Below are 26,366 nucleotides of genomic sequence, written 5' to 3'. Positions count from 1 at the left end.
ACTTAATCCGTTGCCGCGCGTCGACCCCGCTGAAAGCCTCACGACCATGCCCACCTTCACCGCCCACGACGGCACCCCGCTCGCCTACCACGTCACCGGCGACGGCCCGCCCCTGGTCTGCTTCCCCGGCGGCCCGATGCAGGCCTCGGCCTACCTCGGCGACCTGGGCGGTCTGAACGCCCACCGCACCCTGATCCGCCTCGACCTCAGGGGTACGGGCGACTCGGCGACCCCCGAGGATCCGACGACGTACCGCTGCGACCGCCAGGTGGACGACGTCGAGGCGCTGCGGAAGGAACTGGGCCTGGACCGCGTAGAGCTCCTCGCCCACAGCGCGGGCGCCAACCTGGCCGCTCTCTACACCTCCCGCCACCCCGACCGAGTCGCCCGCCTCGCCCTGATCACGCCGAGCGTCTACGCCGTCGGCATCGACGTCACCGCCGAGGACCGCCTGCGTACGGCCCGACTGCGCCGGAACGAGACGTGGTTCGGGCCCGCCTACGCGGCCCTGGAGTCGATCACCGAGGGCCGCCCGACGCCCGACGCCTGGCAGGCCGTGGCCCCCTTCTGGTTCGCCCGCTGGGACGACGAGGCCCGGGCGGTGCGCGCGGCCGAGGACGAGCAGCGCAACGACGCGGCGGCGCCGGTCTACGGCTCCGAAGGAGCGTTCACCCCGGACACCACGCGCACGGCGCTCACCGTCTTCGCGGCGCCGGTACTCGTGCTGGCCGGTGAGGTGGACGTAGCGGCCCCGCATCCCGCCATGGCCGAGTACGCGGGGCTGTTCCCGCACGCCCACCTGGTCGTCCAGCCCGGCGCAGCGCACTTTCCGTGGCTGGACGACCCCGAGCGGTTCGTGACGGCCGTGGTGTCGTTCTTGGGCTCGGGGGATCGCGCCTGAGGAGAGCTGTGCCCACGGCGGGACAGGCCCCCTGGGGCCGGTCCGTCAGAGATCGTCCGGCAGAAGACGGAACGCGGGGTGTCCGGTCAGAGGGCGAACCATCCGGAAGTGGCGGTGATCCAGGGTCAGGACCGAGTCGGTGTGGTACTCGGATGCCATGACCACGTTCATGGCATCCGTGAGCCCGATCTGCGGATACCTGCGCATGGTGACCAATGCGGTCGACAGATGCGGCTCGATCTCGGGCACCGCGTACCGGCGTACGGCGACGCGGTCGCGGATGTGGGCCAGTGCCCCCTGAGCGGCTTCCGGCCCGATTCTAGTGGTCAGCAGATAGTCGAGTTCGGCCAGCACCAAGGGCGTCACCACGAGATGAGCGGCGGAGGCCACCCCCGCGCGGCACGCCTTGTGCTGCGCGTCGCTTCCGTCGTAGTACGCGTACAGGCCCGATGTGTCCGCGATCAGTACGGTCACGCGCCGAACCCTTCCAGGTAGTCACGGCGGCCCGCCGACCAGTCGAGGGGGGATCCGCTGTGAAACACGGGGGCTTCGTCGTCCTCGCCCATTGGGTCGGTCGGGTAAGCGGAAACAGGGGTGCCTTGGTCACCCGCCGGGGAGAGTATGGCGACCGGCCGTCCGTTCTTGGTCACCGTGATGCGTTCGCCGCGTTCTGCTGCGGCAAGGATCTTTGAGGCGTTCTGGTTGAACTCGCGGGCGGTGGTCTCCATGTACTACATGGTAGTACATGAGGCTCGGCGGAGCGATCGCGTACAGCAGAAGGGCGCTCTGCGCATCGACGGGTCATTCGGTGTGAGGGCACTCGGATTGGGCAGCGCCGCGTCGTGGACGCCGATCACGGCCACGCAACGAAACTCAAGGCCTTTGAACGAGTGCATGGTGCCGATGCGCACGGCGTCAGCGCCTTCCGGAGCGTCGGGGCGCAGTCGAACCGCGGGCAGCCCAGCAGCCCGCAAACGCGTCACGGCCTGGTCGCACACCTTGTTGAACCGGGCGCTGATCCCGATTTCCCCAGGGGCGATCCCGCTGTCCAACCAACCCCGCACCCGATGGACGAGCGCGTCGAGTTCCGCCTCCTCCGTGGCCGCAGCGTGCAGTTCGGGGCCGTCGCCGTGCAGGGTCGAGCGATAGCCGAGAAGCGTCTCGTTGCGCGCGTCGTCGGCCAGCTCTTCGAAGGGGCGGCCGACGAGGAGGGCGGTGGACCAGCTGAGAATCTCGTGCGTGGCGCGGTAGGCGCTTGCGCCCACTTTGAGGAGCGCCGCTGCGGCGATGCGAAATTGTTCGGGTTCCGAGTTGTTTCCGGCAGGAGGCTGTCGTGGGACCACGTGGACGAAAGTCCGAAACCTGCAGCCAGTGCGTGCAGCAGATCTTTCGGCCATCGCGGTGGGATCCGGGTCCGTGCGCGGCTGGTCAGCACGAAGCCACCACGGCTGAGATCGAGAGGGTGCCACCGTTGAGGTGCAGGGTATTGATGACGCGGCCGATGTCGCGCGTGATGGTGATGTCATCGAAGCGGAGACGCACGCTACGGCGGACCTTAGGCCCAGGCCGACTTGTGGGTCGCCGCCGGAGGGGCCTGGCGCTAATGGGGCGAGCCGCGCGGCTGCATTCGTCGAGGGCGGCGAGCAAACTCGGTGTCCGCCACCGGTCCAGTCCGAGCAAGCCCCTGTCCGAGGCGAGGTCCTCGTCGGTGCTGTGGGCCAGCCAGTGTTCCACCGAACGGTTGCAGTTCACGCGGAGCTGTTTCGGATATGTCCTCGTCCCAACCAATCCCGAAGCAATGACCCGGGACTCAAGTTCTGCACTCGCACCTCGGCGCCCATGAATCCACGCGGTGAGTCTTGTCCGAGCTGTGTGCTAGGCATGACGTCATGCCGCTGCCGCACTTCGAGCTCAGCAGTTCCCAGTACCGGCTTCTGGCCGAGACGGTGCTCAGTTCCCTGCCTGATCCCACGACGCGGGAGGACGCGCAACTGGAATGGAGCGCAAGGGGATTGGACTGGGAAGATCCCGAGCTCGACGTGTCAGAGTTGATCTTCCTCGGACTTGTTTCCCAGGAGCAGGGTTCGCTCGCGATGACCCGTCTGGGGGCGGCGGTCCACTACCGGGCCGCATACGAGGCAGCCGAGGAGCGGCTGGCCGCCGTGGCGCTGCTCGCCGAAGCGGCGGACAACCTGGACCCGAGATTCTGCCGCGCGGTGCGTCGATTGGCACAGGGGAGTGCCTCGTTTGCCGAGGCGCTTGCCGAGGTGGCCGACACCGACTGAGGCGAATCAGCCGCTGTCGGTGCCGGTGCTGAACAAAGTGCCTTCGTCACGATGTCGGGCCTTCCGTGCTCCGGGAGCGATCGGAAGAACACCGGCGGTGGCCAGGTCCGTGACGGTCACGACGCTGCCGCTCAGGATGTCGGTGAGCAACTCGCTCTGTACGGGCGCCAGGTCGGTGAGGCGGCGCAGGACGGAGAGCAGTTCGATCAGCTCGGTCGTCCACTCATGCGGCCAGCTGTCGACGTGGATGTCGTCCAGCGGGCTGGTCTTCTTGCTGGTGGGGGACGCCTTGCGGTAGCCGAACCACTTGTTGAGGACGCCCATGCCGCCGACGTCGAATTGCCAGACGACCTGTGGTACCGGAGCGAAGCGTGCCGCACCCATGTGAAGGGTTTGGGCCTCGGCGTCGTAACGCATGCGGTCGGGCAGCCCGTCGCCGATGTGGCTCAGGTACTTCACCTGACCGGGTTCACCGGAGACGAACCCCACGTTCATGGGAGGGCGCCCCGCTGACGGGTCAGCGCAGCGCTCGCCGTAAGTGGAGGCCCACAGGACTTCGCGTCCGAGGCCGACGCCCTTTTCCCACAGGTCCCGTTCCCGGGTGAGGGGGATGCGTACACCAGGAGTGAGGAGTTCTTCGGTGAAGCACTCGGTGAAGGCCCTGTGGCCGGCCAGGGCGATCGTGTAGGCAGCCAGATCTGCCACGATGACGCGCTCTATTCCCAGGACGTGCGCGAGATAGGGCAGCAGGCCGGAGGGGGTGTTGGCAGAGCCATCAGGATGGAGGATCGGCAGGACTCGGCCGCCGCGGCCGTTGAAGTGGTGGGTATCGGGGAGCAGGTGGGTCGCGACCAAGGCGGCACCCGAGTCGATGGCATGGGACGACTGCTGGTTGAGAAAGATCTGGCCGGGTTGAAGGGAGGCCCACAGGTTGGGCCTGGGGTAGTCGAGCACGCGATTGTCTGCGATGAGGTACTGGCGATCGAAACTACGCAGCCCGACGCGTATGAGTGCCGGTGTGGTGACGGTCTCCTGGCTGATGGAAAGCAGGGAGCCCGACTGCCCGGGTAGCGGTTGCCTGCTGTTTGCCAGCGTCCGGTCGCGGGTTTCCTTGAACAGGCTGCCCTTCTCCGCACGGTCGGTTTCTCGGATCAGCCGGGCCCATCTGCGGCGCAGAGTCTCGGCTGAAGGGGAGCTGACCCAGGAGCGGTTCGATGTAATGCCGAGGCTGCTCCAGGGGAACAAGTCGCCGAGTTCGGGGAACTCCTCCCAGCCCGAGCGAGTGGCTGGCGTGAAAGGACGAGGGCCTTCCGCGTGGGTGTCCCGCCAACCGTCGTCATCGAGGCAGATGCCCTTGAGCTGACGGAATTTGTCCGCACGTCGGCCGGTCACTTCCCGGTAGTGGACATGGGCCCGATGCTGGGGCCCACGTACCGTGTCTGCCCGGCGGACGAAGATGTGGATCGCGAGCGGTTGTGCGACTCCGGGGAAGACCCGGCTGGGGACCGGCGCCCGCTGTCCCTCGGGCGAGAGATTGATGATCCATCCCTCGTCGCAGGTACGGCGAAGATAGTCGCGCATCCCACGGCCACCGGGCCCGGTTGCCCAGCCTGACGGGGTGACGAGGCAGACTACGCCGTGCTGGTCCTCCGGATGAGCATCGAAGACCTTCCAGGTAGCCCAGCGCCAGAAGTACACGTACATGTTCTTGAGGATGTGCTCGTGACGTCCGTTGTCCGGGTAGCGGAACGCATCGAGCACCGGCGGTTCCGTGCCCGCAGGACGCTTCTCCACCCAGCCGCCCCGACCTTCCGCCTTGTCGTCGTAGGGCGGGTTGGTGACGACGGCGGTGACCGGAGTGCGGGCCTTTATCTGGTTGGCGCGCTTGCGGGAGTCGGAGAGGGCTCCGTAGGTGGAGGCCAGGTGCTCCTCCTCCACGAAGGGGTTGTCCAGGGTGTCCGTGACGAAGAAGCTCAGCCCGTTCCGCGGCAGCGGCGCGCCGTACCGCTTGAGCATGTCGGAGGCACGGAGTTCGGCGACCGCGAAGGGGCCCGTCTGGAGTTCGAAGCCGAACAGCCGCGAGGCCAGCCGGGAGATGGCGTCGCGGGCCATGGCCGGGCCGTGGCGATCCGTCGCCTGTTCGGCCACCCGCTCGATGATGGTGTGGAGGAAGGTGCCCGTTCCCATGGCGGGATCGACGATCTTCACCTCGTCCGCGCCGAAGCCCTCCTCCTGGCCGAGCCGGGTCCGTACGACCGCCTCGGTGAGGCGGACCATCTCCTCCACGACTTCGAGCGGCGTGTAGTACGAGCCGCTCTGCTGCCGCAGCGCCGGATCGTAGACAGTGAGGAAGTGCTCGTAGAGGTGGAGGTACGCGTCCCGGTTCCCGGCTCGGATGACGTCCCACTGCACTTCGGCGATGGTCCGGGTCAGCAGGTCCAGTGTGACGGTGAAGCGTTCGTTGACGTTGTCCGTGAGCAGTTGGAGAGCCTTGCCCATCAGCGCGTGGTCGGCGTCGAGCAGGCGGCCGATTTCGTGGAAGGAGTTCGGTTCGAGCGGGATGCCCTCGGTGCGCGCCAGCAGGAGTGCGAAGGTGATCGTCTGCGCGTATCCGTCGGCGAACGTGGCGTCGTCGGCGGTGGGGAAGAGTAATCGCCTCCAGTCGTTCTTGAGGCCGGTGAACGGTCGGGCGCGCATGTCGTCGTCGGGAGCTGACGAGCGTGCCTCGAAGTCCAGTTGCTCCAGGACGGTGGAGCGCAATAGTCGGCACAGCGGCGCGATGTGGTGGACGAGACGGGACACTTGGGTGATCTTCGGCGGTGTCCAGCGCAGGAACTGTTTCAGCAGTGCGTCAAACGCGGCCGGGTCGACGGGGGACAGCTTCTCGCCGGCGCTTTTGAGTGCTCCGTGGAAGAAGACGGTCTCGCCGAGCTGATCGCCGTGGCGGAAGAGACGCCACTCGGTACCGTTGGAATACAGGAGGTTGGGCAGGTCTCGGAGCTTCTCCCACTGCTCGCGGTTGTGCTTCGAGAAGGTTTCCGGGTCCACCGACAGTCCGGGCTTCTTGAGTTCGATGTACCCGGTGATGTCGTGCCCGGACCGAACGGCGTAGTCAGGGCGAACGCCCAGCTCGGGGATGCGATATTCGTCGTGCCACGACACTTCTCGAAACTGATGACGTTCGCCCACGGCCCTGAGTAGCACTTCAACAGGGGAACGTATGGACGATTCTGGGCCGCCTCCGCCAGCAAGCTTCTGACGGCACTGTCGGCCGAAATCCGACACGGCGTCGCGTAACCAGCCATACGCGTCCTCAGGCATGAGTCCCCCGGATTGGGTGCGCCCCGGTAGTCCCTATTCGGGGCATGCCGTATGCAAGTTGATCCGTCAAATGCAGTGTGCGTAACCGATAGTGACGGAGGGTCAGCCCGCTGTCCATCCCTCTGTATGTCCCAGAGGTTCACGCCTGACGGCATTTCGGCGCTGGGCGGAGGGTAGGGGCGCGTTCGAGTGGCATCTCGGCGGTTGAGCGTCTCGTGAGCGCAGGCTTCGTTGGCCGAACGATGAGAATTCCCACGCATCGTGGACTATGGGGCCAAGTGCGAGCCCGTCATTCCAGCGCAACGCTCACGGCGCGGCGACCGGTGCGTCGATGACGCAGGCTTCACGGCCCAGCGGGCGGCGGCGGACCTCTGTGCGGGGTAGGGCGAGGGGCCGATAGCCGTGGCCGAGATCGACGTCGTCCTCGGCCTCGCCCCCGCTGAACGGCACAGCTCGTCGAGGCCGATTGGATCAACATGTTCCTGCTCACTGCCGACACCGACATCGCGGACGCGTCGATCCGCGCGCAGGCAGAGAGGCGCGCGCGACGGGTCAGCAGTCCCGGAACTCCGGTGACTGGTTCAGCACCTGTGAGCGTACCGACGTGAACTTCGTGTAGGTGTCGCTGCTTTGGGCGCCTGGGCGGAAGGCGGCCACGCGGTGGCAGTTCTGGAAGGCCAGGGTGATGCCGAAGTGGCGTTCCAGGCTGCCGCGGATCGCGTCGCTGGCCAGGGCGCGCAGTAGCTGGCCGCGCTCCTGCTCGGACGGGGGAGGGGTCTGGTTGTCGGTGAACTCGGCCTTGCCGTCGTTCAGTTCGGCGGCGAGGGAGGCGATGAGGTCGTAGGCGTAGGGGAGGGACGTGCGGACGGTGTCCACGAAGTCCTCCTCGCGGATGGCGCCCTGCTCGGCTTCGGCGAGGAGCTTCGGGGAGACGTCGAGAGACATGAAGGTGCTGTTCCTGTCTGTGCGGTGGGGGGTGAAAAGGTGTCAGATCAGTGATGCGGGGCCCGGTACGAAGTCCGGGTCGACCTGGGACGCCAGGTCCTCGCCCGCCCAGGCCCGGGCGTTGCGCAGGTGGAACTCGACCGTGTGCCGGTGGAGCTTCGCCCAGTCACGGGGGTGGGCGTCGACCGCCTCGCGCAGGACGTTCAGGGCGTGGCGGTTCTCCTGCTCCAACTCGCCCTGTTGTCGGCCCTGTTCGGCGGCGCGGACCCAGGACGAGTGGACGAGGTGGGTCAGGAGGTCGTCCCCGACCTCCTGCTTGAGGAAGAGCAGATCGTCCTCGCCGGTCACCTTGTTTCCGATCACGGCGATCCGGATCCCGAACTCCCGGGCGTGGTCGCGGTACTGGCGGTAGACGGAGACGCCCTTGCGGGTGGGTTCCGCGACCAGGAACGTCATGTCGAAGCGGGCGAACAGACCCGACGCGAACGCGTCCGCGCCCGCTGTCATGTCGACCACGACGTATTCGCCGGGGCCGTCCACCAGATGACTGAGGTAGAGCTCGACCGCGCCGAGCTTGGAGTGGTAGCAGGCCACCCCGAGGTCGCTCTCGTCGAACTCGCCCGTCACCATCAGCGGCACGTCGCCCACGCGCCGGACGTGCCGGGTGTGCAGCTCGTCGTCGCCGAGGAGGCGCAGCAGACGGGAGCCCCGGCCCGGCGGGGTGGTCTTGATCATGGCCTCGTGGGAGGCGATGCGCGGGTTGGTGCCGCGCAGGAAGTCCTTGATCTCGGCGAGATGGGCGCCGAGGGGAGGGGTGTCGAGTGGTGGGCCGTCGTGGCCCAGTGTCTCGGCCAGGTGCTGGTTGATGTCCCCGTCAACGGCGAGCACCGGGGCGCCGGAGCGGGCCAGGTGGCGGGAGAAGAGCGCCGACAGGGTGGTCTTGCCGCTGCCGCCCTTGCCGACGAAGGCGATGCGCATCAGCGTCCCGCCTTTGCCGAACGTAAGGCGTTTTTGAAAACGGATGTCATGTCGGTACGTTGTAGGCGCGTTGTCGATCACTGTCAAATCGCCTGGTGGTCGGCCCGTTCGCCAGTCCGGTGATCAAGTGATTCCGCTTAATGCATATGATGTGCAAGTGCATGACTACAGCATCAGGGCGGCGAGCCCCGACGATCTGGACGCTGCCCGGGCCGTGATGCTCGACACCGTCTACCGCGACTTCGGCAGCGGCTATGTACCTCGCTGGCACCAGGACATCATCGACCCCGCGGCCGCCTACCTCGCCTCCGACCGCCACACCCTCCTCGTGGCCGTCGACCCGCACGGTGAGATCGCCGCCACCGCCGCCCTCGACTCCCGCGGCCCGGCCCACCCGCCGAACCCGCGGGAGCTCGCCGAGCGCTACCCCTCCGGTGAGACCGCACAGCTGCGGCGCGTCTACGTCCGGCCCGAGCACCGCAGGCGCGGGCTCGCCCGGCGGCTGGTGGCCGAGCTGCTGGCGTTCGCGGAGGCCGACGGCGGTTACCGGGCCGTGTATCTGCACACGGACCCTTCCGTGCCGGGCGCGGAGGCGTTCTGGCGGTCGATCGGCAAGGTCGTGCACGACGAGCGCGAGGACGCCGACGGTCAGGCTGTTGTCCACTTCGAGATACCGACAGGGCGATAGACCGATCGTGCGCCGAACCCGTTTCCTCCTCGCCCTTCTGCTCGCTCCCGCGCTGACCGCCTGCTTCGCCTCCTCCGGCGGCACTTCCTCCGACGACGCCGAGGCCGCTGCCCGGCTGCGGGTCGCGCTGGCCTTCCCGCCCGCCGAGAACCTCTCGCCGTACGGCGCCGACGCCACCATCCTCAGCCGTCTCGGGGTCACCGAGGGCCTGACCGCCCTGGACGCCAACGGCGCCGCCGCCCCCGCGCTCGCCTCCTCCTGGCGCCGGGAGAACGACCGCACCTGGGTCTTCACCCTGCGCGAGGCCACCTTCCAGAACGGCACCGCCGTCACCCCGGCCGCGGTCGTCACCTCCCTCACCCACGCCACCGAGGCCGAGCCCGCACCCGCCGCCCTGGCCGGAGTCGGCCTGACGGCGAAGGCCGCCGGGGACGCCGACGTGACGATCACCACCGACGAACCCGACCCGGTGCTGCCGCTGCGCCTGTCCAGCCCTTCCCTCGCTGTCTTCTCCGGCAAGGCGTACGGCAACGGCGGCCGCGTCGACCCGGTCGGCACCGCCACCGGCCCCTTCGAGCTCACCAAGGTCCTGGGCGCCACCGCCGCCACTCTCGACCGCTACGACGACTACTGGGGCGGCCGCGCCCAGGCCCCCGGCATCGACGTGAAGTTCATCGCCGACGGCACCGCCCGCGCCAACGCACTGCGCACCGACCAGATCGACCTCGCCGAGGCGGTACCCGTCGCCCAGGCCGCCACCTTCGACAAGGCCCTGCGCAAGGCGACCGCCACCACCCGCACCACCAGCCTGCTGCTCAACACCGAGTCCGGTGCGTTCGAGGACGCCGGACTGCGGGCCGCCGCACGCCAGGCTGTCGACACCTCCGTGCTCGCGAAGGACGTCTACGAGGGGTACGCGGACGCCGGCACCGGCATCTACGGCCCCGCCGTCACCTGGGCCGAAGGCAGGCGGAGCGCGCCGGTCGGGCGCGCGAAGGCGGCGGACCCGGACGGTACGACGATCACCCTGGCCACCTACGACAACCGGCCCGAGCTGCCCGAGGTCGCCCAGGTGCTCAAACAGCAGCTGGAGAAGGCCGGGTTCGACGTCAGCCTGGAAGTGCGCGAGTACGCGCGGCTGGAGAGCGACGCGCTGGAGGGGAAGTTCGACGCGTTCGTCCTCGCCCGCAACACCCTCGTCGACACCGGCGACCCCGTCTCCGTGCTGGCCAGCGACTACACCTGCGACGGCGGCTACAACATCGCCCAACTGTGCGAACAGGACGTCGACCGGGCCGTGGCCGAGGCCGAGGACGCCGTCGACACCGCGCAGCGGCAGGACGCGGCGATGGCGGCCGAGGCGCGGATCCTGGGCACCGACGCGGTCGTCCCGCTGGTCCACCAGCGCATCATCACCGGCGTCGGCGCCTCCGTGCGCGGCGCGCTCCTCGACCCGTACGAGCGCACCCTCGTCGGCATCGGCACCCGGCGCTGACGTATGCGGCGGCAGGCAGGCGCGCTGCTGTGGCGTGCGGCGATCGCGGTCGCCCTGGTGTGCGCCATCGGTGTGCTGCCCTGGGTCTCGCACACCGACCCGGCGCTCACCGTGCTCAAGGCGCGCTCCGCGGACCGCGACCCCACGCCCGAGGCGCTCGCCGACGTCCGCGCCCAACTCGGCCTGGACGCGGGCCCGTTCCATCTGCTCGGGCAGTGGGTGGGCGGGCTGTGGCACGGGGACTTCGGGCGGTCGTGGCTCTCCGGCGGCGAGGTCGCGCCCGATGTGTTCCAGGCCCTAGGCGTATCCCTGCTGCTGATGGCGGTGGCCCTCGTGGTCGCCGTCGGCACCGCCGCGCTGATCTGCGCCCGCACCCTGCGCCATGGTGCCCTGCGGCGGCGCGCCGGGACCGGCTCCGCGGTCCTCGCCGCACTCCCCGAGTTCCTCACTGCCACCGTCCTCGCCACCGTCGTAGGCGTCCAGCTCGGCTGGCTGCCCGCCCTCGGCTGGTACGGCCCGCAGTGGACGGTGCTGCCCGCGCTCGCCCTCGGCCTGCCCGCCGGCGCGGTCCTCGGGCGGCTCCTCGACGACCTGCTGCCCGGCGCCTTCGCCGAACCCTGGGCGCTGGCCGCCGCCGCCCGCGGACTGCCCGGCCGGCGGATCGCCCGCCAGGCGCTGCGCCGCAGCCTGCCCGGACTCCTGCCCAACACCGGCCTGTTCGTGGTCGGCATCACCGGAGGCGCGGTCGCGGTCGAGCAGATCTTCGACATCCCGGGCCTCGGCCGTACCACTCTCCAGGCCGCCCTCGCCCAGGACCTGCCCGTCCTCCAGGCCGGCACCCTCCTGCTCGTCCTGCTCGCGGCGGCCGCCTCCGCACTCGCCCACCTCGGCACCCGCGTCCTCACCGGCCCCGCGCTGCGCGACGGCGCCCTGCCCTCCCTGCACCGGCCCACCCCACCGTCCCGCAGCCTCCAGCCCTTCCTCTACGGCGGTGTCCTGCTCGGCGTCGTCGTCCTCGGCCTGCCCCGCGCCCCGCTCGCCCTCGACACCGGCGCCCGCCTCCAAGCGCCCTCCTGGGCCCACCCGTTCGGCACCGACGCCCTCGGCCGCGACGTCCTCGCCCGGGTCGCCCACGGCGCCCTCGACACCCTGCTGCTCGCCCTCGCGATCGGCACCGCCGCCCTGGTCACCGGCGTACTGCTCGGACTCGTGCCACGGCTGTCCGGGCCGCTCGTGGACACCGTCACCGCCCTGCCGCCCGTCCTCGTCGCGCTCCTCGTCACGGCCGTGGCCGGCAGCGGCACCGCCACGCCCGCGCTCGCCGTGGCCACCGTCGCCTGGGCACCCCTCGCGGCACACACCTCGGCCCTGCTCCGGCAGGAACGCGCCGCCCTCCACCTCACCGCCACCCGCGCCCTGGGCGCCGGCCGCGGCCACCTGCTCCGGCACGAACTGCTCCCCGCGGTCCTGCCGCCCGTCACCCGCCACGCCCTGCTGCGGCTGCCCGGCATCGCCCTTGCCCTCGCCTCACTCGCCTTCCTCGGCCTCGGCGCCCAGCCGCCGTCCCCCGAATGGGGCCTGCTGCTCGCCGAGAACCAGCCCTACGCCGAGCGCGCCCCCTGGTCCGTCCTCGCCCCCGCCACCGTCCTCGCCCTGCTCGGTGCGCTGGCGGTGACCGCGGCCGGAGGCATACGGCTGCCCCGGCGGCGCGTCCCCGAACCCCGCGCGCCGGAGTCCGAAGTGCCCGCCGAAATCCGGGAGCCGGTGGTGAGCCGATGACCGTCGCGTCCTTTGTCACGTCCCGAGCCCTGAGCCGGTGACCGACCGATGACTGTTGCGCCCGTCCATACCCGGCTTTTGCCGCATCCCGAGCCCCGGAGCACCGAGTGACCGCCGAACCCAAGGGAGCCGGAGCCCGACCGATGACTGTTGCGCCCGTCCATACCCGGCTTCTGCCGCGTCCCGAACCCCGGAGCCCCAAGTGACCGCCGAAACCAAGGGAACGGGTGGCCGACCGACGGCCACCGAGCCCGCCCGCCCCCGGCTGTCGCCGCTGCTGCACCTGCTGATCCTCACCCAACTCGCCTTCAACATCGGCTTCTTCGCCGTGCTGCCCTTCCTCGCCGAGCACCTCGGTCAGGCCATCGGCATGGCGGGCTGGCTCGTCGGCTTCGTGCTCGGGCTGCGGACCTTCAGCCAGCAGGGGCTGTTCGTGGTCGGCGGGGCGCTCGCCGACCGATACGGCATCCGGCCGGTGGTGCTCGCGGGCTGCGTGCTGCGGATCGCCGGGTTCGCCTGGCTCGGGTTCGCCGAGCGGACCTGGGCCGTCATCGGCGCCGTACTCCTCATCGGGTTCGCAGCCGCGCTGTTCTCGCCCGCCGTCGAGTCCGAGGTCGCCCGGCAGGCCGTCGTCCACGAACAGGAGGGCGGCTCACGCACGCGCGTGCTGTCACTCTTCACCGTCGCGGGGCAAGCGGGTGCGTTCCTCGGACCGCTGCTCGGTGCGCTGCTGCTCTCGTTCGACTACCGCACGGTGTGCCTGGGCGGCGCCGGGATCTTCGTACTCGTCCTCGCCGGACACGCCTGGCTGCTGCCGCAGCACATCCCCGGCAGGCAGCGCGTCCGGGTCCGCGGCGGCATCGGCCCGATGCTGCGCAACCGGCGCTTCCTCGCGCTGTGCTGCGCGTACGGCGCCTACCTGCTCGCCTACAACCAGCTCTATCTCGCCCTGCCCGCCGAGGTGGAGCGCGCGGCCGGCTCGCAGGCGCCGCTGGCCTGGCTGTTCGCGCTGTCCTCGCTGCTGGTGGTGACCGCCCAGCTGCCCGTCACCCGCTGGGTGGGGGAGCGGCTCAGCCTGCGCCGGTCCATGGTGGCCGGGCTGCTGATCATCGCGGCTGGTTTCGCGGTCGTCGCCGCCGTCCGCACGGCGGGGCTCCTGCCCGCGGCCGGATTCGTTGTGCTGCTCACCCTCGGGCAGATGCTCGTGGCGCCCGTCGCCCGCGCCTGGGTGCCGGATCTCGCCGAGGAGGGGCGGCTCGGCCTCTACACCGGTGCGCTGTCCTCGGTGTCCGGCCTGATCGTGCTGGTGGGCAGTTCGATGACCGGGATGCTGCTGGACAGCGGGCTCCCGGCGGCCGTGCCGTGGCTGGTCCTGGCCGCCGTACCGCTGGCGGCCGTGGCGCTGCTGCCGCGTCAGACGGCGACCAGGTCCTCCTCCGTCTCGGCGGCCGCCTGAACCCTGGACGTCCGCCACAGCCACAGCACGTCCCGCCCGAACGACCACACCAGCGCCGCCAGCGCCGTGGCGACGACGCCGAACTCAAGCACGTACGGCAGCAGGCCCGAGGCGGCCAGCAGCAGGAACACGCCCTGGAGCGCGGCCACCGTCTTGCGGGCCGTGCTCGGCGGCAGCGGGGCGTTCAGCCACGGCCACACCCGGGCGGCGGCGACGAAGGCGTAGCGCATGCCGCCGATCAGCAGCACCCACGGTCCCTGCGCCATCGCCACGTACACACTGAGCACCAGGATCAGGAACGCGTCGACCTCCATGTCGAAACGCGCGCCCAGCGCGGTCGAGGTGCCGGTGCGGCGGGCGACCTTGCCGTCCACGCCGTCGAGGATGAGCGCCACCGCGGTCAGCCCGACCAGGAGGGTGAGCGACGGCGGACTCTGGAAGGAGTCCGCGACCAGCGCCGTCACGGCGCCGACCAGGATCGAACGGCCCAGCGTGACCCGGTTGGCCGGCCCGAAGGAGCGCAGCCGGGACCGGTGCAGGGCCCGGGAGAGCACCGCCCAGCTCGCGACGGCGAAGACGATCCCGGTCAGCCAGCCCGCCGGCCCCATGCCGATCGCCGAACCGAGCAGCGCGAGCAACAGGATCTGCACGCCCGCGCCCAGCGCGGTCTCCTGCTGGACCAGCCTCGCGTCGTAAGTGTTGTTCAGGGCCACCGAACATCCTCCGGCCGTGTGACAGAGTCGATCAACGCCGCGTACTGTGCGCGGCCTGTGCACACCTCGGTACGTGAACAGCTTCCCGATCGTTCAGGAGGACGCCGATGAAGCGCACCGCACGTGCGTTCTGGGTCAGCAGTCCGGGTGAAGGTGAGATACGTGAGGTCACTCTTCCGGCCCCGGGCGAGGACGAAGTGCTGGTCCGCGCGCTGTGGTCCGGGATCAGCCGCGGCACCGAGACCCTCGTCTTCCGCGGCGGCGTCCCCAAGGGCCAGCACACCGCCATGCGGGCCCCCTTCCAGGAGGGCGAGTTCCCGGCACCCGTGAAATACGGCTACCTCAGCGTCGGCGAGGTCGAGGAGGGCCCGGCCCACCTCCTCGGCCGTACGGTCTTCTGCCTCTACCCGCACCAGACGCGGTACGTCGTCCCGGCCGCCGCCGTCACCGTCGTACCGGAGTCCGTGCCCGCCGAACGGGCCGTGCTCGCCGGGACCGTGGAGACCGCCGTGAACGCGCTGTGGGACGCGGCTCCCCTGGTCGGCGACCGGATCGCGGTGGTCGGCGGCGGCATGGTCGGCTGCTCGGTGGCCGCCCTGCTGGCCCGGTTCCCGGGCGTGCGGGTGCAGTTGGTCGACGCCGACCCGGCGCGGGCGAAGACCGCCGAGGCGCTCGGCGTCGGCTTCGCGCTGCCCGGGGACGCGCTGGGGGAGTGCGACCTCGTCGTGCACGCCAGCGCCACCGAGCAGGGCCTCGCCCGGTCGCTGGAGCTCCTCACCGCCGAGGGCACGGTCCTCGAACTGAGCTGGTACGGCGACCGGCAGGTCAGCCTCCCGCTCGGCGAGGCCTTCCACTCCCGACGGCTGGTCATCCGCAGCAGCCAGGTCGGCACCGTCTCCCCGGCCCGCCGGGCCAGTCGGAGTTACGCCGACCGGCTCGCCCTCGCCCTCGACCTGCTCGCCGACCCGGCACTCGACGCCCTCGTCACCGGGGACAGCGCGTTCGAGGAGTTGCCGGAGGTGATGCCGAGGCTCGCCTCCGGCGAGATCCCCGCCCTGTGCCACCGGGTGAGGTACGGCAAGAGCGCCTGACCTGAGAAAAGAGTGAGAGGCGGCTGAACAAGGGGAAGCGAAGAGCCGTACTACACGGCATCCCCGGCGACGATCCGCCGGGGTCAGACGCGCCGCACCTGGAGGGTCGTCCGTTGTTCAGCATCACCGTCCGCGATCACATCATGATCGCCCACAGCTTCCGCGGAGAGGTCTTCGGACCCGCGCAGCGCCTGCACGGAGCGACGTTCCTGGTGGACGCCACATTCCGGCGCGAGCAGCTGGACGAGGACAACATCGTCGTCGACATCGGGCTGGCCACCCAGGAACTCGGCGCCGTCGTCGCCGAGTTGAACTACAGAAACCTCGACAACGAACCCGACTTCGCCGGGATCAACACCTCCACGGAGTTCCTGGCCAAGGTCATCGCCGACCGCCTTGCCGAGCGCGTGCACAAGGGGGCCCTGGGCGAGGGCGCCAAGGGCCTCGCGGGCATCACCGTCACGCTGCACGAGTCGCATGTCGCCTGGGCGAGTTACGAGCGTGACCTGTGACCGACCTGACCGTGGACCGGGCGCGCCTGACCTATGTGCCGGTACAGCACTCCGCCCTGAAGAACGCCGAGATCGTGCCCATGTCCCTGCGCTCCGTGCACTTCGTCCTGCCGGGCGGCGTCGACGACCCGGCCGCGCCGAGCGGCGGCAACGCGTACGACCGGCGGGTGAGTCTGGATCTGCCGGGCTTCGGCTGGCAGGTGCACAAGCATGCGGTGGAGGGGGAGTGGCCTCGGCCGGGTGTCGGGGCCCGTGCGGAACTGGCCCGAGTGCTGCGGGAGTTGCCGGACGACACCGTGGTGCTGATGGACGGTCTGGTCGCCTGTGGCGTGCCGGAGATCGTCGTCCCCGAGGCGGAGCGGCTGCGGCTCGCGGTCCTCGTCCACCTTCCGCTGGGCGACGAGACCGGGCTGGAGCCCGCCGTGGCCACGGAGTTGGACGCGCGTGAGCGCGCGGTGCTGCGGGCGGTCCCCGCGGTCGTCGCGACCTCCGAGTGGGCCGTCCGCCGACTGGTCTCCCACCACGGCCTCGCCCCGGACCGCGTCCACGTCGCCGCCCCCGGCGCCGACATCGCGCCGCTCGCCTCCGGCACCGACGGCGTCTCCCGGCTGCTGTGCGTGGCCGCGGTGACCCCGCGCAAGGGACAGCACCGGCTGGTGGAGGCGCTGGCCGCGGTCAAGGACCTGCCGTGGAGCTGCGTGTGCGTGGGCGGGCTGGCCCAGGACCCGCAGTACGTGGCCGGGCTGCGGGCACTGATCGCACGGCACGGCCTGGAGGACCGGCTGCTGCTCGCGGGCCCGCAGGCCGGCGCCGCACTCGACGCCAGCTACGCCGCCGCCGACCTCATGGTCCTCACCTCCTATGCCGAGACGTACGGCATGGCGGTGACCGAGGCACTCGCGCGCGGCATCCCGGTGTTGGCCACGGACGTCGGCGGCGTCCCCGAGGCGGTCGGACGCGCCCCCGACGGCGGCGTGCCCGGCATCCTCGTCCCGCCGGAGGACCCCGCGGCCCTCGCCGCCGAACTGCGCGGCTGGTTCGGCGAGGCGGACGTACGACGCCGCCTGAAGGCAGCCGCCCGGGGCCGACGGTCCGCCCTCGACGGCTGGGCGACCACGGCCCGCAGCCTGGCCGGAGTACTGGGCCGACTGCCGAACGACCCCAGGAGGACGGCATGAGGAAGACGGCAACGCCACGCGAGGCGGGGCGGATCCCGGGGCAGGGGGAGGCGACGGAGACGGTCCGGCCCAAGGGAGCTCACGGCGTGATTCCGGGCGCCGGTCCCGCCGCCCCCCGCCCCGGGGAGCGGCCCACCGTGCGGTTGCGGGAAGGTGGGTCGGAGGAGCCGCCGCGGTATGCGCCCGAGTGGCTGGAGTTGCGGGAGGCGCCGGACGGGGTGGCGCGGGCGCAGGAGTTGCTCGATCCGTTGCGGATGCGGTTGGCCAATCTGCCGGGGCGGGGCGACGGGCTGGTGATTCACGATCTGGGGTGCGGCACCGGGTCCATGGGCCGCTGGCTGGCGCCCCGGCTCGACGGTGCACAGCACTGGGTCCTGCACGACCGCGACCCCTACCTGCTGCACTTCGCCGCCGTGGCCTCCCCGCGGGCCGCCGCCGACGGCAGCCGGGTCACGGTGGAGACGCGCCGCGGCGACGTCGCCCGGCTCACCCCGGACGCGCTGACCGGCGCCTCGCTGGTGACGGCCTCCGCACTGCTGGACGTCCTCACCCGCGAGGAGGTCGAGACCCTCGCCGAGGCCTGCACCGGCGCCGGCTGCCCGGCGCTGCTGACGCTGTCCGTGGCCGGGCGGGTGGAGCTCACCCCGGCCCACCCGCTCGACGCGGAGATCGCCGAGGCGTTCAACGCCCACCAGCGGCGCACGGACCTGCTCGGCCCGGACGCCGTCACGGTGGCCTGCGAGGCCTTCTCCGAGCGCGGCGCGACGGTACGGCTGCATCCGAGCCCCTGGCGGCTCGGCCCCGCCGACTCCGCGCTGACCGCACAGTGGCTGCGCGGCTGGGTCGGCGCGGCGGTGGAACAGCGCCCGGAACTGCGCCAGCCCGCCGAGCGCTACCTCCGCGAACGCCTGGAGGCCTGCGAGGCTGGCGAGTTGAACGTCGTCGTCCACCACACCGACCTGCTGGCGTTGTCCCGGCCGACGGGCGGAGCGGCGTCATGAGCGTGTCGATGGTGCGGGCGGCCGACGTCGTCCCCAGGGCCGTCTCGGTACCGGCGGCGGCAACAGTGGCGGCGCCCGCCGCTCCCACCCGGCCCCGCGCCCTCCGCGCCCACCTCGGCACGGCCGTCGGCGTCGTCATCCTCGCCGTGCTGATGTGGCGTCTCGGTACCGGCGTCCTCCTGGACGGACTGCGGCGGATCGACGCGGCGAGCCTGGCCGGGGCCGTCGGGATCGGCGTGGTCACCACCGTGTTCAGCGCCTGGCGCTGGCAGTTGGTGGCCCGCGGGCTGCGCATCCGGCTGCCGTTCGGGCAGGCCGTGGCCGACTACTACCGTGCGCTCTTCCTGAACGCGGCGCTGCCCGGCGGCGTCCTCGGCGATGTGCACCGGGCGGTACGGCACGGCAGGAGCACCGGTGACCTGGGCCGCGGAGTGCGGTCCGTCGTCCTCGAACGGGCTGCCGGACAGCTCGCGTTGGTGGTCGTGGGCGCCGCCGTGCTGCTGACCCTGCCGTCGCCGGTGCTGGCCGAGACCCGGCAGTTCGCGCCGCTGCTCGGGCTCGCCGGGGTGGGGGCGCTCGCCGTCGTCCTCGCCCTGCGGATGAGCCGGCCCCGGGCACAGGCCCTGCGTGCGTCGATCGGCGGACTGCTCTCGCGCGCCAACTGGCCCGGGATCGCCGCCTCTTCCGGCGTGGTCCTGGCCGGACACCTCGCGATGTTCGTGCTCGCGGCCCGGGTCGCGGGCACCACGGCCTCCGTCGCCGTCCTGCTGCCGCTGGCCGTCCTCGCCCTGCTCGCCATGAGCGTGCCGCTGAACGTCGCCGGCTGGGGCCCCCGCGAGGGCGTCACCGCCTGGGCGTTCGGCGCGGCCGGGCTCGGCGCGGGCAGCGGTCTTGCGGTCGCCGTCGTGTACGGGGTGCTCTGCCTCGCCGCCAGCCTGCCCGGCGCCCTCGTCCTCCTCACACGGCGAGGGGCGGCCTACTCCGCCGTCAGCAAGGAGAAATACGCCTCGAAAGAATCCGCAAGGCTCGCCAGGAGTTCCTTCCCCTTTTCCGCGGATCCCAGGGAAGGACGCCCGATGACACCCGAATCGGTATAGGCGGACATACCGAGGGAGAGCAGATGCCGCCGGTCGTCAGCGACGAAATCGGCAGTCCCGTATCCGGGGCGCAGCATTTCCGGATGAGTATGCAGAAGGATGGAGGTCTCTATTTCCCCCGCATGCATGTCGGTGAGCAGCGAGGTGGCCACCCCGGCCCGCTCCCGCGCCGCCTCCCAGTCCTCCGCGGCCGGGAACAGTGCCATCCGCTCATTGCGCGCGGAGGCCTCCTGAACGACGTTGCCCAGTACGTAGTTTCCGCCGTGCCCGTTGACCACCACCAGGGCGTCGACGCCGGACCGGCGGAGCGAGTCCGCTATGTCCCGCACCACCGCATGAAGGGTGACGGAGGAGATGCTGACGGTCCCCGGCCACGCCGCGTGCTCGTGCGAGCAGGAGATCGTCACCGGAGGAAGGAGGTGCACCGGGTACACGGCGGCGATCTCCCGGGCGACGGCACAGGCGACGAGCGTGTCGGTCGCCAGCGGAAGGTACGGGCCGTGCTGCTCGAAGCTCCCGACGGGCAGGACGGCGATCTGCGGTGAGACGCCCGCTCCCCGCGTCCGTACGTCTTCCGTGGTGTCCGCGGGCAACAGACCGTACGCCGCCGAACGTATTCCCGAACCACTCATCTTTTCACGGCCTTTCGTCTCTGCTTAGGAACCAGATCATGACAGAAAAAATTGGCGTACTCGGCAAGAAGCCACCACAGCGCACCGGCGTGGAACGCGTCGTGAATGCCCCGCTGCCCACCGTGTACGGGGAATTCCAGGCGGTCGGCTACCTCGACCACGACCGCGGCGACGAGCAAGTGGCCCTCGTCCACGGTGACATCGGCACCGAGGACGTCCTGACCCGGCTGCACTCGGAGTGCCTCACCGGCGACGCGTTCGGCTCCCAGCACTGCGAGTGCGGCGACCAGCTGGCCTCCGCCCTGCGCGCGGTGGTCGCCGAGGGCCGCGGCATCGTCGTCTACCTCAGAGGGCACGAGGGCCGGGGCATCGGACTGCTCGCCAAGCTGCGGGCGATGGCCCTCCAGGCGGAGGGCCTGGACACCGTCGAGGCGAACCTCGCCCTCGGCCTGCCCGTCGACGCCCGCGACTACGGTGTCGCCGCCCGCATCCTGGACGACCTGGGGGTCAAAAGCGTCCGCCTGATGTCCAACAACCCGCGCAAGCGCGAGGCGTTGCTGAGCCATGGCATCAAGGTCGCCGAACAGGTGCCGCTGCTGATACCGCCGTGCGAGAACAACATCACCTATCTGCGCACGAAGCGGGAGCGGCTGGACCACCACCTGCCCCATCTGGACGCGGTCGCGCACTGGTCCTGATTGCCGCGGGGACTGCCGGGACAGGAAGAGGGAATGAACGACGACGTCCTCTTCCTCTCCGGCGACGAGGTGACCCGCCTGCTGGACACCGACGCGGCGATCGCCTCGCAGCGCGCGGCCTTCCGCGCCCTCGGCTCCGCGGCCGCCGATGCGCCGGGGAAGATCATGCACCCGAGCCGCTTCGACGACAGCGTCGTCTTCGCGTACGTCTCCCGGCTGTCCGCGGACACCGGGGCGGTCGCGAAGATCGGCAGCGTGAATCCGGGCAACGCGGCGGCCGGGCTGCCGACGGTGCACGCCGTCGTGACCGCCCTCGACCCGGTGACCGGCCGCCTCGCCGCCGTCATGGACGGCACCGCGCTGACCACTCTGCGCACCGCCGCGGGCAGCGCCGTCGCCGTGGACGCGCTGGCCACGCCCGACAGCGCGGATCTCGCCCTGATCGGCTCCGGCACCCAGGCCCTCGCCCACGCCCGGGCCTTCGCCCGGGTACGGGACCTGAAGTCCGTACGGCTGTGGAGCCCGACCCCGGCCAACCGGGAGCGCGCCGCCGAGACCCTGGCCGCCGAACTGGGGCTCGCCGTCGAGGCCGCGGACAGCGCGGAGGCGGCCGTGACCGGCGCCCACATCGTCGCCGCCTGCACGCTCAGCACCACCCCGGTCGTGCACGGGCAGTGGCTGGCACCGGGCTGCACGGTCGTCAGCGTGGGCTCCTTCGAGCCGACCCGGCGCGAGGTGGACGCAGAGGTCGTACAACGCGCCCTGGTGGTCGTGGACGACCCGGAGACCGCCGCCCACCACGCCGGCCCGATCATGGCCGCCCGGCTGGAGCCCGCCGACCTCGTCCCCCTGGGCGGCGTCCTCACGGGCACGCACACGGGCCGCACCGCACCCGACGACATCGTCTACTACAACAGCGTCGGCCTGGGCATCCAGGACGCCGCCGCGGCCTGGGCCGTGATCGACGCGGCGAAGGGGGTACGGCGGTGAAGGCGTCCGTCGTCGTCATCGGCGGCGGAGTCATGGGCACGAGCATCGCCTGCCACCTGGCCCGCGCGGGCGTACACGACGTCGTCCTCGTCGAACGGGACGAACTCGCCTCCGGCTCCACCTCCAAGGCGGCAGGCGGGGTGCGGGCGCAGTTCTCCGACGAGCTGAACATCCGCCTGGGCGCCCGCAGCCTGGAGGCCTTCGACCGCTTCGAGGCGGACACCGGCCAGGACATCGGACTGCACAAGGTCGGCTACCTGTTCCTGCTGTCCACACCCGAGGAGGTCGCCTCCTTCGAGGCGGGCGTCCGCCTCCAGAACTCCCTGGGCGTGCCCAGCCGCATGCTCGACCCGGACGAGGCACGCGAGCTCTCCCCGCTGATCACCACCGACGGACTGCTGGCGGCCGCGTTCTCGCCGGACGACGGCCACTGCACGCCCGAGTCCGTCGTCCACGGCTACGCCTCCGCCGCCCGCCGCCACGGCGCGACCATCCTGCGCCACACCAAGGTCACCGGCATCGACCTGAACGGCGACACGATCACGGGCGTGACCACCACCAAGGGCCGCATCGCCACCGACACGGTGATCTGCGCCGCCGGAGCCTGGTCCCGGGCCGTTGGCGCGATGGCCGGCGTGGACCTGCCGGTGGAGCCGCTGCGCCGGCAGATCGCGGTCACCGAACCGGTCGCCGCACTGCCGCCCGACCTGCCCATGACCATCGACTTCTCCAGCACCCTCTACTTCCACACCGAGGGCCCCGGCCTGCTCGTCGGCATGTCCGACCCCGACGAGCGGCCCGGCTTCGACACCGCCACCCACGACCGGTGGATCCCCCGCCTGTACGAGGCCATGGAGCGCCGCGCGCCCGCCCTGCTCGACCTGCGCCGCACCGGCGGCTGGGCGGGCCTGTACGAGGTCACCCCCGACCACAACGCGCTGATCGGCGAGGCGACTTCCCCCTCCCGCTTCCTCTACGCCACCGGCTTCTCCGGCCACGGCTTCCTTCAGGGACCTGCTGTCGGCGAGGTCGTCCGCGACCTGTACCTGGGCCGCGTACCCTTCGTGGACGTGAGCCCGTTGAGCGCCGGCCGGTTCGCGGTCGACGCCCTGCGCCCGGAGGTCAACTGCGTATGACCGAGCTCCACCTGTGGCTGCGCCACGAGGTCCGCTCCACCGAGCGGCGCACCCCGATCGTGCCGTCCGACGCCCGGCGCCTCGTCGACAGCGGCGTGATACTGACCGTCGAGGAGTCCCCGCAACGGATCTTCCCGATCGAGGAGTACGCGGCGGCCGGCTGCCGGGTCGCGCCCGCCGGGTCGTGGCCGTCGGCGCCGGACGACGCCGTGGTCGTAGGCCTGAAGGAACTCCCCGACGAACCGGCCGGGCTGACGCACCGGCACGTGTACTTCGGGCACGCCTACAAGGGCCAGCCCGGGGCGGCCGAGCTGCTGGGCCGGTTCGCCGCCGGGGGAGGGGCGCTGCTGGACCTGGAGTACCTGGTGGACGAGGACGGGCGCCGGCTCGCCGCGTTCGGGTTCTGGGCCGGATATCTGGGTGCCGCGCTGGCCGTCCTCCAGCACCGCGGGCGGCTCGCGCCGCCGCTCACGCCGACGGCGAAGGCGGAACTGGACGAACGGCTCAGGCCCGCCGCCGGGGACGAGGAGTTCACCGCGCTGGTGATCGGCGCCCTGGGCCGCTGCGGCCGGGGCGCGTGCGCGGCCCTCACGGCGGCCGGGGTCGAGCCGACCCGCTGGGACCTCGCCGAGACCCGCGACCTGGACCGTCCCGCCCTGCTCGCCCACGACGTCATGGTCAACGCCGTCCTCGCCACCACACCCGTCCCGCCCTTCCTCCGCGACGCGGACCTCGACGACCCCGCCCGCCGTCTGCGCACCCTGTGCGACGTCACCTGCGACGTCGGCTCGCCCCTGAACGTCCTGCCGGTCTACGACCGCACCACCGACTGGACGGAACCGGCGCGCAGGCTGCGCAAGGAACCGCCGCTGGACCTCATCGCCATCGACAACCTGCCGTCGCTGCTGCCGAAGGAGTCCAGCACCGACTTCTCGGCGGCACTGCTGCCCCAGCTCCTGGACTTCACCACCGGCGCGCCCTGGGCACGCTGTCTGGACCGCTTCCACCGGGCCTGCCGTGAACTCGGCGGCGCAGAAGGGGAGTTCCGCCATGTCTGACCTGGTTCCCGCGAGCGGCACCGTCCACTGGATCGGCGCCGGACTGTCCACCGGCAGCGGTCTGGCCCGCCTGTGCGAGAGCGCCGGACGGGTCCGGCTGTGGCACCGCACCGAGGAACGCGCCGAACAGGCCCTTGCCGAGCGGGGCCTGGCCGGGCGCGCCGAGCCGCGCGCGTACTCGCTCGACGCCCTCACGGTCGAACTGGCCCCCGGAGACGTCGTGGTGTCGATGCTGCCCGCGCCCGAGCACGCCGGGGTCCTCTCCGTCTGCGTCGCTCAGAAGGCGCACTTCGTCTGCTCCAGCTATGTGTCCGACGCCGTCCTGGAACAGGTCCCGGCCGCGGCCGAGGCCGGGCTCGTCGTGCTCACCGAGGCCGGTCTCGACCCGGGCATCGACCACCTCTTCGCGCACTGCCTCGTCGCCCGCGCCCGGGAGGCGATCGGCGACACGACGGCGGCCTCGTACCGGCTCACCTCGTACTGCGGTGGCATCCCCGCCGAGCCGAACGACTTCCGCTACCGCTTCAGCTGGGCGCCCGCGGGAGTCCTCAACGCCCTGCGCGCGCCCGCCCGTTACATCGACGAGGGCGCCGAGACCACCGTCGACCGGCCCTGGGAGGCGACCCGGCGGCACGTCGTCGACGGGGAGGCCTTCGAGGTCTACCCGAACCGGGACAGCGTGCCCTTCGTCGCCCAGTACGGGCTGCCGGCCGCGTGGAAGGCGCGCACCTTCGTCCGCGGCACCCTGCGCCTGGACGGCTGGCTGCGCGCCTGGGACACCGTCTTCGAGGAGCTGAAGACCGGGGACGACACCCGGATCGCCGCCCTGGCCAAGGAGCTGGCCGCCGCCCATCCGACCACCGACGCCGACCGGGACCGCGTCGTCCTCGCCGTGTCGCTGGCCGTGCAGGGGGCGAACGGGCAGACCTGGGCGGGCAGTTACCTCCTGGACCTGGTGGGCGACGAGGAGGAGAGCGCGATGGCCCGCTGTGTCTCCCGGCCGCTGGCGATCGGTGTGCGCCAGGTACTCGACGGCGAGCTGCCGCCGGGGCTGAACCGGGCCGCCGAGACGGCGGACCGGTCGCAGCGGTGGCTGCGTGAACTCGCCCGCGACGGCGTGGACTTCACGCTCAGAGTCGACAGCTGAGCCTCGCTCAGTCGCCGACGAGGGCCTCGTGCACGAGCCGCTTGAGCTCCGGGTACACCGTGTGCGAGGTCCTCGGCCGCACCTGCGTCATGAACTGCACGGTCAGATCGTGCACCGGGTCCACCCAGAACGTCGTGGTCGCCACCCCGCTCCAGCCGTACGTCCCGAGGCCCGCCGGAGCCCGCGTACGCGACGGGTCGACGACCACCGAGACGCCGAGGCCGAAGCCGACCCCGTCGTTACCGGGCTCGTCGTGGGCGGGGCGGCTGCCGAAGGAACGCAGATCGGCGCCGCCCGGAAGGTGGTTGGAGGCCATCAGGTCCACCGTGTCCGGGGCGAGCAGCCGGACGCCGTCGAGTTCGCCCCGACGGCGCAGCAGCTCCATGAAACGGTGCACGTCGTACGCGGACGCCACCATCCCGCCACTGCCGGACAGGAAGCGGGGGCGGCCGCGCAGCGGAAGCCCCGGGATCGGCTCGATCCGGCCGTCGTCGGTCTCGCCGTACAACTCGGCGAGTCTGCCCGCCTGTTCGTCCGTGACACAGAAGCCGGCGTCGGTCATCCCGAGCGGGCGGAAGATCCGCTCGGCGAAGAACTCGTCGAGCGGCTGCCCGGAGACGACCTCGATCACCCGGCCCAGCACGTTGGTGGCGACCGAGTAGTTCCACTGGGTGCCCGGGTCGAACTGGAGCGGAAGGCTCGCATACACGTCGACCGTCCGGGCCAGGTCGGAGCCCGGCAGTACCGCGGACTCCAGGTTGGCCTCGCGGTAGAGGGCGTCGACGGGGTGGGCGTGGTAGAAGGCGAAGGTCAGGCCCGCGGTGTGGGTCATCAGATGCCGGATCAGCATCGGCCCGGCGGCCGGCCGGGTGCGTACCGAGGCGCCGGAGCCCTCGACGTACACCCGCGGCTCGGCGAAGGCCGGCAGATGGCGGCCCACGGGGTCGTCGAGCGACAGCCTGCCCTCCTCCACCAGCAGCAGCGCGGCGACCGAGGTGACCGGCTTGGTCATGGAGTAGAGCCGCCACAGGCTGTCGGCCTCGACGGGCAGCCCGGCCGCGAGGTCACGGTGGCCGTGCGTGGTGAGGTGGGCGACGCGTCCGCCGCGGGAGACGGCCACCAGGTAGCCGGGCAGTCGCCCTTCGTCGACGTAGTGGGCGAAGTGCTGGTCGAGGCGGTCCAGCGCCTTCGGATCCAGTCCGGCCTCGCCCGGGTCGACCTCTTGTCGCAGCAGTGCCATCGCTCTCCTTATGCATGCCTGTCGC

At 71.3% G+C, this 26,366-nt stretch carries 24 protein-coding genes and 2 pseudogenes; 16 read left to right on the top strand and 10 right to left on the bottom strand.

What is annotated here, in order from left to right; all coding sequences use genetic code 11:
• Positions 1 to 46 precede the first annotated feature (46 nt).
• A complete protein-coding gene (locus AB0Q90_RS21525) occupies positions 47 to 901 on the top strand; it encodes an alpha/beta hydrolase (protein WP_363159861.1) in 855 nt (284 codons plus the stop codon).
• 45 nt (positions 902 to 946) lie between these two features.
• Here the strand turns inward: AB0Q90_RS21525 and AB0Q90_RS21520 are convergent, their stop codons facing one another.
• The 3 genes and pseudogenes from AB0Q90_RS21520 to AB0Q90_RS21510 all read right to left on the bottom strand — a co-directional run.
• On the bottom strand, positions 947 to 1,375 hold the full coding sequence (locus AB0Q90_RS21520) for a PIN domain-containing protein (protein WP_363159862.1): 429 nt from the start codon (positions 1,373 to 1,375) through the stop codon (positions 947 to 949).
• Positions 1,372 to 1,629, bottom strand: a complete 258-nt coding sequence (locus AB0Q90_RS21515) for a type II toxin-antitoxin system prevent-host-death family antitoxin (RefSeq protein WP_363159863.1) — start codon at positions 1,627 to 1,629, stop codon at positions 1,372 to 1,374. The genes AB0Q90_RS21520 and AB0Q90_RS21515 overlap by 4 nt, the downstream gene beginning before the upstream one ends.
• A gap of 78 nt (positions 1,630 to 1,707) precedes the next feature.
• A pseudogene (locus tag AB0Q90_RS21510) lies at positions 1,708 to 2,151 on the bottom strand (DNA helicase UvrD); the annotation flags it as partial.
• A 639-nt stretch (positions 2,152 to 2,790) separates the two neighbouring features.
• Between AB0Q90_RS21510 and AB0Q90_RS21505 the strand changes: the two are divergent.
• The gene (locus AB0Q90_RS21505; RefSeq protein ID WP_363159864.1) at positions 2,791 to 3,186 is read left to right on the top strand and encodes a hypothetical protein; all 396 of its coding nucleotides are present in this window, start codon (positions 2,791 to 2,793) and stop codon (positions 3,184 to 3,186) included.
• Positions 3,187 to 3,192: 6 nt separating this feature from the next.
• On the opposite strand, the gene AB0Q90_RS21500 is transcribed toward AB0Q90_RS21505, so the two are convergent.
• From AB0Q90_RS21500 to AB0Q90_RS21485, 4 genes are all read right to left on the bottom strand, one after another.
• Complete coding sequence (locus AB0Q90_RS21500) at positions 3,193 to 6,375, bottom strand: type ISP restriction/modification enzyme (RefSeq protein ID WP_363159865.1); 3,183 nt, start codon at positions 6,373 to 6,375, stop codon at positions 3,193 to 3,195.
• A gap of 438 nt (positions 6,376 to 6,813) precedes the next feature.
• Complete coding sequence (locus tag AB0Q90_RS21495; protein ID WP_363159866.1) at positions 6,814 to 6,957, bottom strand: hypothetical protein; 144 nt, start codon at positions 6,955 to 6,957, stop codon at positions 6,814 to 6,816.
• 102 nt (positions 6,958 to 7,059) lie between these two features.
• Positions 7,060 to 7,452, bottom strand: coding sequence for an SCO5389 family protein (locus AB0Q90_RS21490; RefSeq protein ID WP_363159867.1), 393 nt, complete (start codon positions 7,450 to 7,452; stop codon positions 7,060 to 7,062).
• Between the two features lie 42 nt (positions 7,453 to 7,494).
• A complete protein-coding gene (locus AB0Q90_RS21485) occupies positions 7,495 to 8,430 on the bottom strand; it encodes an ATP-binding protein (RefSeq protein ID WP_363159868.1) in 936 nt (311 codons plus the stop codon).
• Between the two features lie 157 nt (positions 8,431 to 8,587).
• Between AB0Q90_RS21485 and AB0Q90_RS21480 the strand changes: the two genes are divergently transcribed.
• The 4 genes from AB0Q90_RS21480 to AB0Q90_RS21465 all read left to right on the top strand — a co-directional run bounded on the left by AB0Q90_RS21480 (position 8,588) and on the right by AB0Q90_RS21465 (position 13,848).
• Positions 8,588 to 9,118 carry a GNAT family N-acetyltransferase gene (locus AB0Q90_RS21480; RefSeq protein WP_363159869.1) on the top strand — a complete coding sequence of 177 codons (531 nt, stop codon included), beginning with the start codon at positions 8,588 to 8,590 and terminating at the stop codon, positions 9,116 to 9,118.
• A 7-nt stretch (positions 9,119 to 9,125) separates the two neighbouring features.
• Positions 9,126 to 10,613 carry an ABC transporter substrate-binding protein gene (locus AB0Q90_RS21475; protein ID WP_363159870.1) on the top strand — a complete coding sequence of 496 codons (1,488 nt, stop codon included), beginning with the start codon at positions 9,126 to 9,128 and terminating at the stop codon, positions 10,611 to 10,613.
• A gap of 3 nt (positions 10,614 to 10,616) precedes the next feature.
• Positions 10,617 to 12,392, top strand: coding sequence for an ABC transporter permease subunit (locus tag AB0Q90_RS21470; RefSeq protein WP_363159871.1), 1,776 nt, complete (start codon positions 10,617 to 10,619; stop codon positions 12,390 to 12,392).
• 265 nt (positions 12,393 to 12,657) lie between these two features.
• On the top strand, positions 12,658 to 13,848 hold the full coding sequence (locus AB0Q90_RS21465; RefSeq protein WP_363160082.1) for an MFS transporter: 1,191 nt from the start codon (positions 12,658 to 12,660) through the stop codon (positions 13,846 to 13,848).
• Here AB0Q90_RS21465 and AB0Q90_RS21460 read toward each other — a convergent pair.
• Positions 13,806 to 14,561: a CDP-alcohol phosphatidyltransferase family protein gene (locus tag AB0Q90_RS21460; protein WP_363159872.1), complete on the bottom strand. Its 756-nt coding sequence runs from the start codon at positions 14,559 to 14,561 to the stop codon at positions 13,806 to 13,808. The two genes, AB0Q90_RS21465 and AB0Q90_RS21460, sit on opposite strands and share 43 nt — an antisense overlap.
• A gap of 107 nt (positions 14,562 to 14,668) precedes the next feature.
• Between AB0Q90_RS21460 and AB0Q90_RS21455 the strand changes: the two genes are divergently transcribed.
• The 5 genes and pseudogenes from AB0Q90_RS21455 to AB0Q90_RS21435 all read left to right on the top strand — a co-directional run.
• Positions 14,669 to 15,652 carry a dehydrogenase gene (locus tag AB0Q90_RS21455; protein ID WP_363159873.1) on the top strand — a complete coding sequence of 328 codons (984 nt, stop codon included), beginning with the start codon at positions 14,669 to 14,671 and terminating at the stop codon, positions 15,650 to 15,652.
• Positions 15,653 to 15,765: 113 nt separating this feature from the next.
• The gene (locus AB0Q90_RS21450; protein ID WP_363159874.1) at positions 15,766 to 16,164 is read left to right on the top strand and encodes a 6-carboxytetrahydropterin synthase; all 399 of its coding nucleotides are present in this window, start codon (positions 15,766 to 15,768) and stop codon (positions 16,162 to 16,164) included.
• Positions 16,161 to 17,342 carry a glycosyltransferase family 4 protein gene (locus AB0Q90_RS21445; RefSeq protein ID WP_363159875.1) on the top strand — a complete coding sequence of 394 codons (1,182 nt, stop codon included), beginning with the start codon at positions 16,161 to 16,163 and terminating at the stop codon, positions 17,340 to 17,342. The genes AB0Q90_RS21450 and AB0Q90_RS21445 overlap by 4 nt, the downstream gene beginning before the upstream one ends.
• Positions 17,339 to 18,343 (top strand): methyltransferase domain-containing protein, encoded by a 1,005-nt coding sequence (locus AB0Q90_RS21440; RefSeq protein ID WP_363159876.1) that lies wholly within the window; start codon positions 17,339 to 17,341, stop codon positions 18,341 to 18,343. Before AB0Q90_RS21445 ends, AB0Q90_RS21440 begins: the two co-directional genes overlap by 4 nt.
• A pseudogene (locus AB0Q90_RS21435) lies at positions 18,340 to 19,251 on the top strand (lysylphosphatidylglycerol synthase transmembrane domain-containing protein); the annotation flags it as partial. The gene AB0Q90_RS21440 and the pseudogene AB0Q90_RS21435, both read left to right, overlap by 4 nt.
• Positions 19,252 to 19,319: 68 nt before the next feature.
• Here the strand turns inward: AB0Q90_RS21435 and AB0Q90_RS21430 are convergent.
• On the bottom strand, positions 19,320 to 20,072 hold the full coding sequence (locus AB0Q90_RS21430) for a creatininase family protein (RefSeq protein WP_363159877.1): 753 nt from the start codon (positions 20,070 to 20,072) through the stop codon (positions 19,320 to 19,322).
• A gap of 38 nt (positions 20,073 to 20,110) precedes the next feature.
• Here AB0Q90_RS21430 and ribA point away from each other — a divergent pair, with 38 nt between their 5' ends.
• The 5 genes from ribA to AB0Q90_RS21405 are packed head-to-tail and all read left to right on the top strand — an operon-like array spanning position 20,111 to position 25,101.
• Positions 20,111 to 20,770, top strand: a complete 660-nt coding sequence (gene ribA, locus AB0Q90_RS21425; protein WP_363159878.1) for a GTP cyclohydrolase II — start codon at positions 20,111 to 20,113, stop codon at positions 20,768 to 20,770.
• A gap of 33 nt (positions 20,771 to 20,803) precedes the next feature.
• Entirely contained in the window at positions 20,804 to 21,760 is a 957-nt protein-coding gene (locus AB0Q90_RS21420) for an ornithine cyclodeaminase family protein (protein ID WP_363159879.1), read from the top strand.
• Positions 21,757 to 22,896 carry an FAD-binding oxidoreductase gene (locus AB0Q90_RS21415; RefSeq protein WP_363159880.1) on the top strand — a complete coding sequence of 380 codons (1,140 nt, stop codon included), beginning with the start codon at positions 21,757 to 21,759 and terminating at the stop codon, positions 22,894 to 22,896. The genes AB0Q90_RS21420 and AB0Q90_RS21415 overlap by 4 nt, the downstream gene beginning before the upstream one ends.
• Entirely contained in the window at positions 22,893 to 23,954 is a 1,062-nt protein-coding gene (locus tag AB0Q90_RS21410; RefSeq protein ID WP_363159881.1) for a saccharopine dehydrogenase, read from the top strand. Before AB0Q90_RS21415 ends, AB0Q90_RS21410 begins: the two co-directional genes overlap by 4 nt.
• Positions 23,947 to 25,101 (top strand): saccharopine dehydrogenase family protein, encoded by a 1,155-nt coding sequence (locus AB0Q90_RS21405; protein ID WP_363159882.1) that lies wholly within the window; start codon positions 23,947 to 23,949, stop codon positions 25,099 to 25,101. Before AB0Q90_RS21410 ends, AB0Q90_RS21405 begins: the two co-directional genes overlap by 8 nt.
• A 7-nt stretch (positions 25,102 to 25,108) precedes the next feature.
• Here AB0Q90_RS21405 and AB0Q90_RS21400 read toward each other — a convergent pair whose 3' ends face one another.
• Positions 25,109 to 26,341 (bottom strand): serine hydrolase domain-containing protein, encoded by a 1,233-nt coding sequence (locus AB0Q90_RS21400; protein ID WP_363159883.1) that lies wholly within the window; start codon positions 26,339 to 26,341, stop codon positions 25,109 to 25,111.
• Positions 26,342 to 26,366 lie beyond the last annotated feature (25 nt).

Origin of the sequence: Streptomyces sp. NPDC079141 (assembly GCF_040686775.1) — a bacterium.
In the GTDB taxonomy this organism is placed as follows: domain Bacteria; phylum Actinomycetota; class Actinomycetes; order Streptomycetales; family Streptomycetaceae; genus Streptomyces.
The sequence above is the reverse complement of the archived record's forward strand: the minus strand, read 5'-3'. Positions and strand labels throughout refer to the sequence as shown.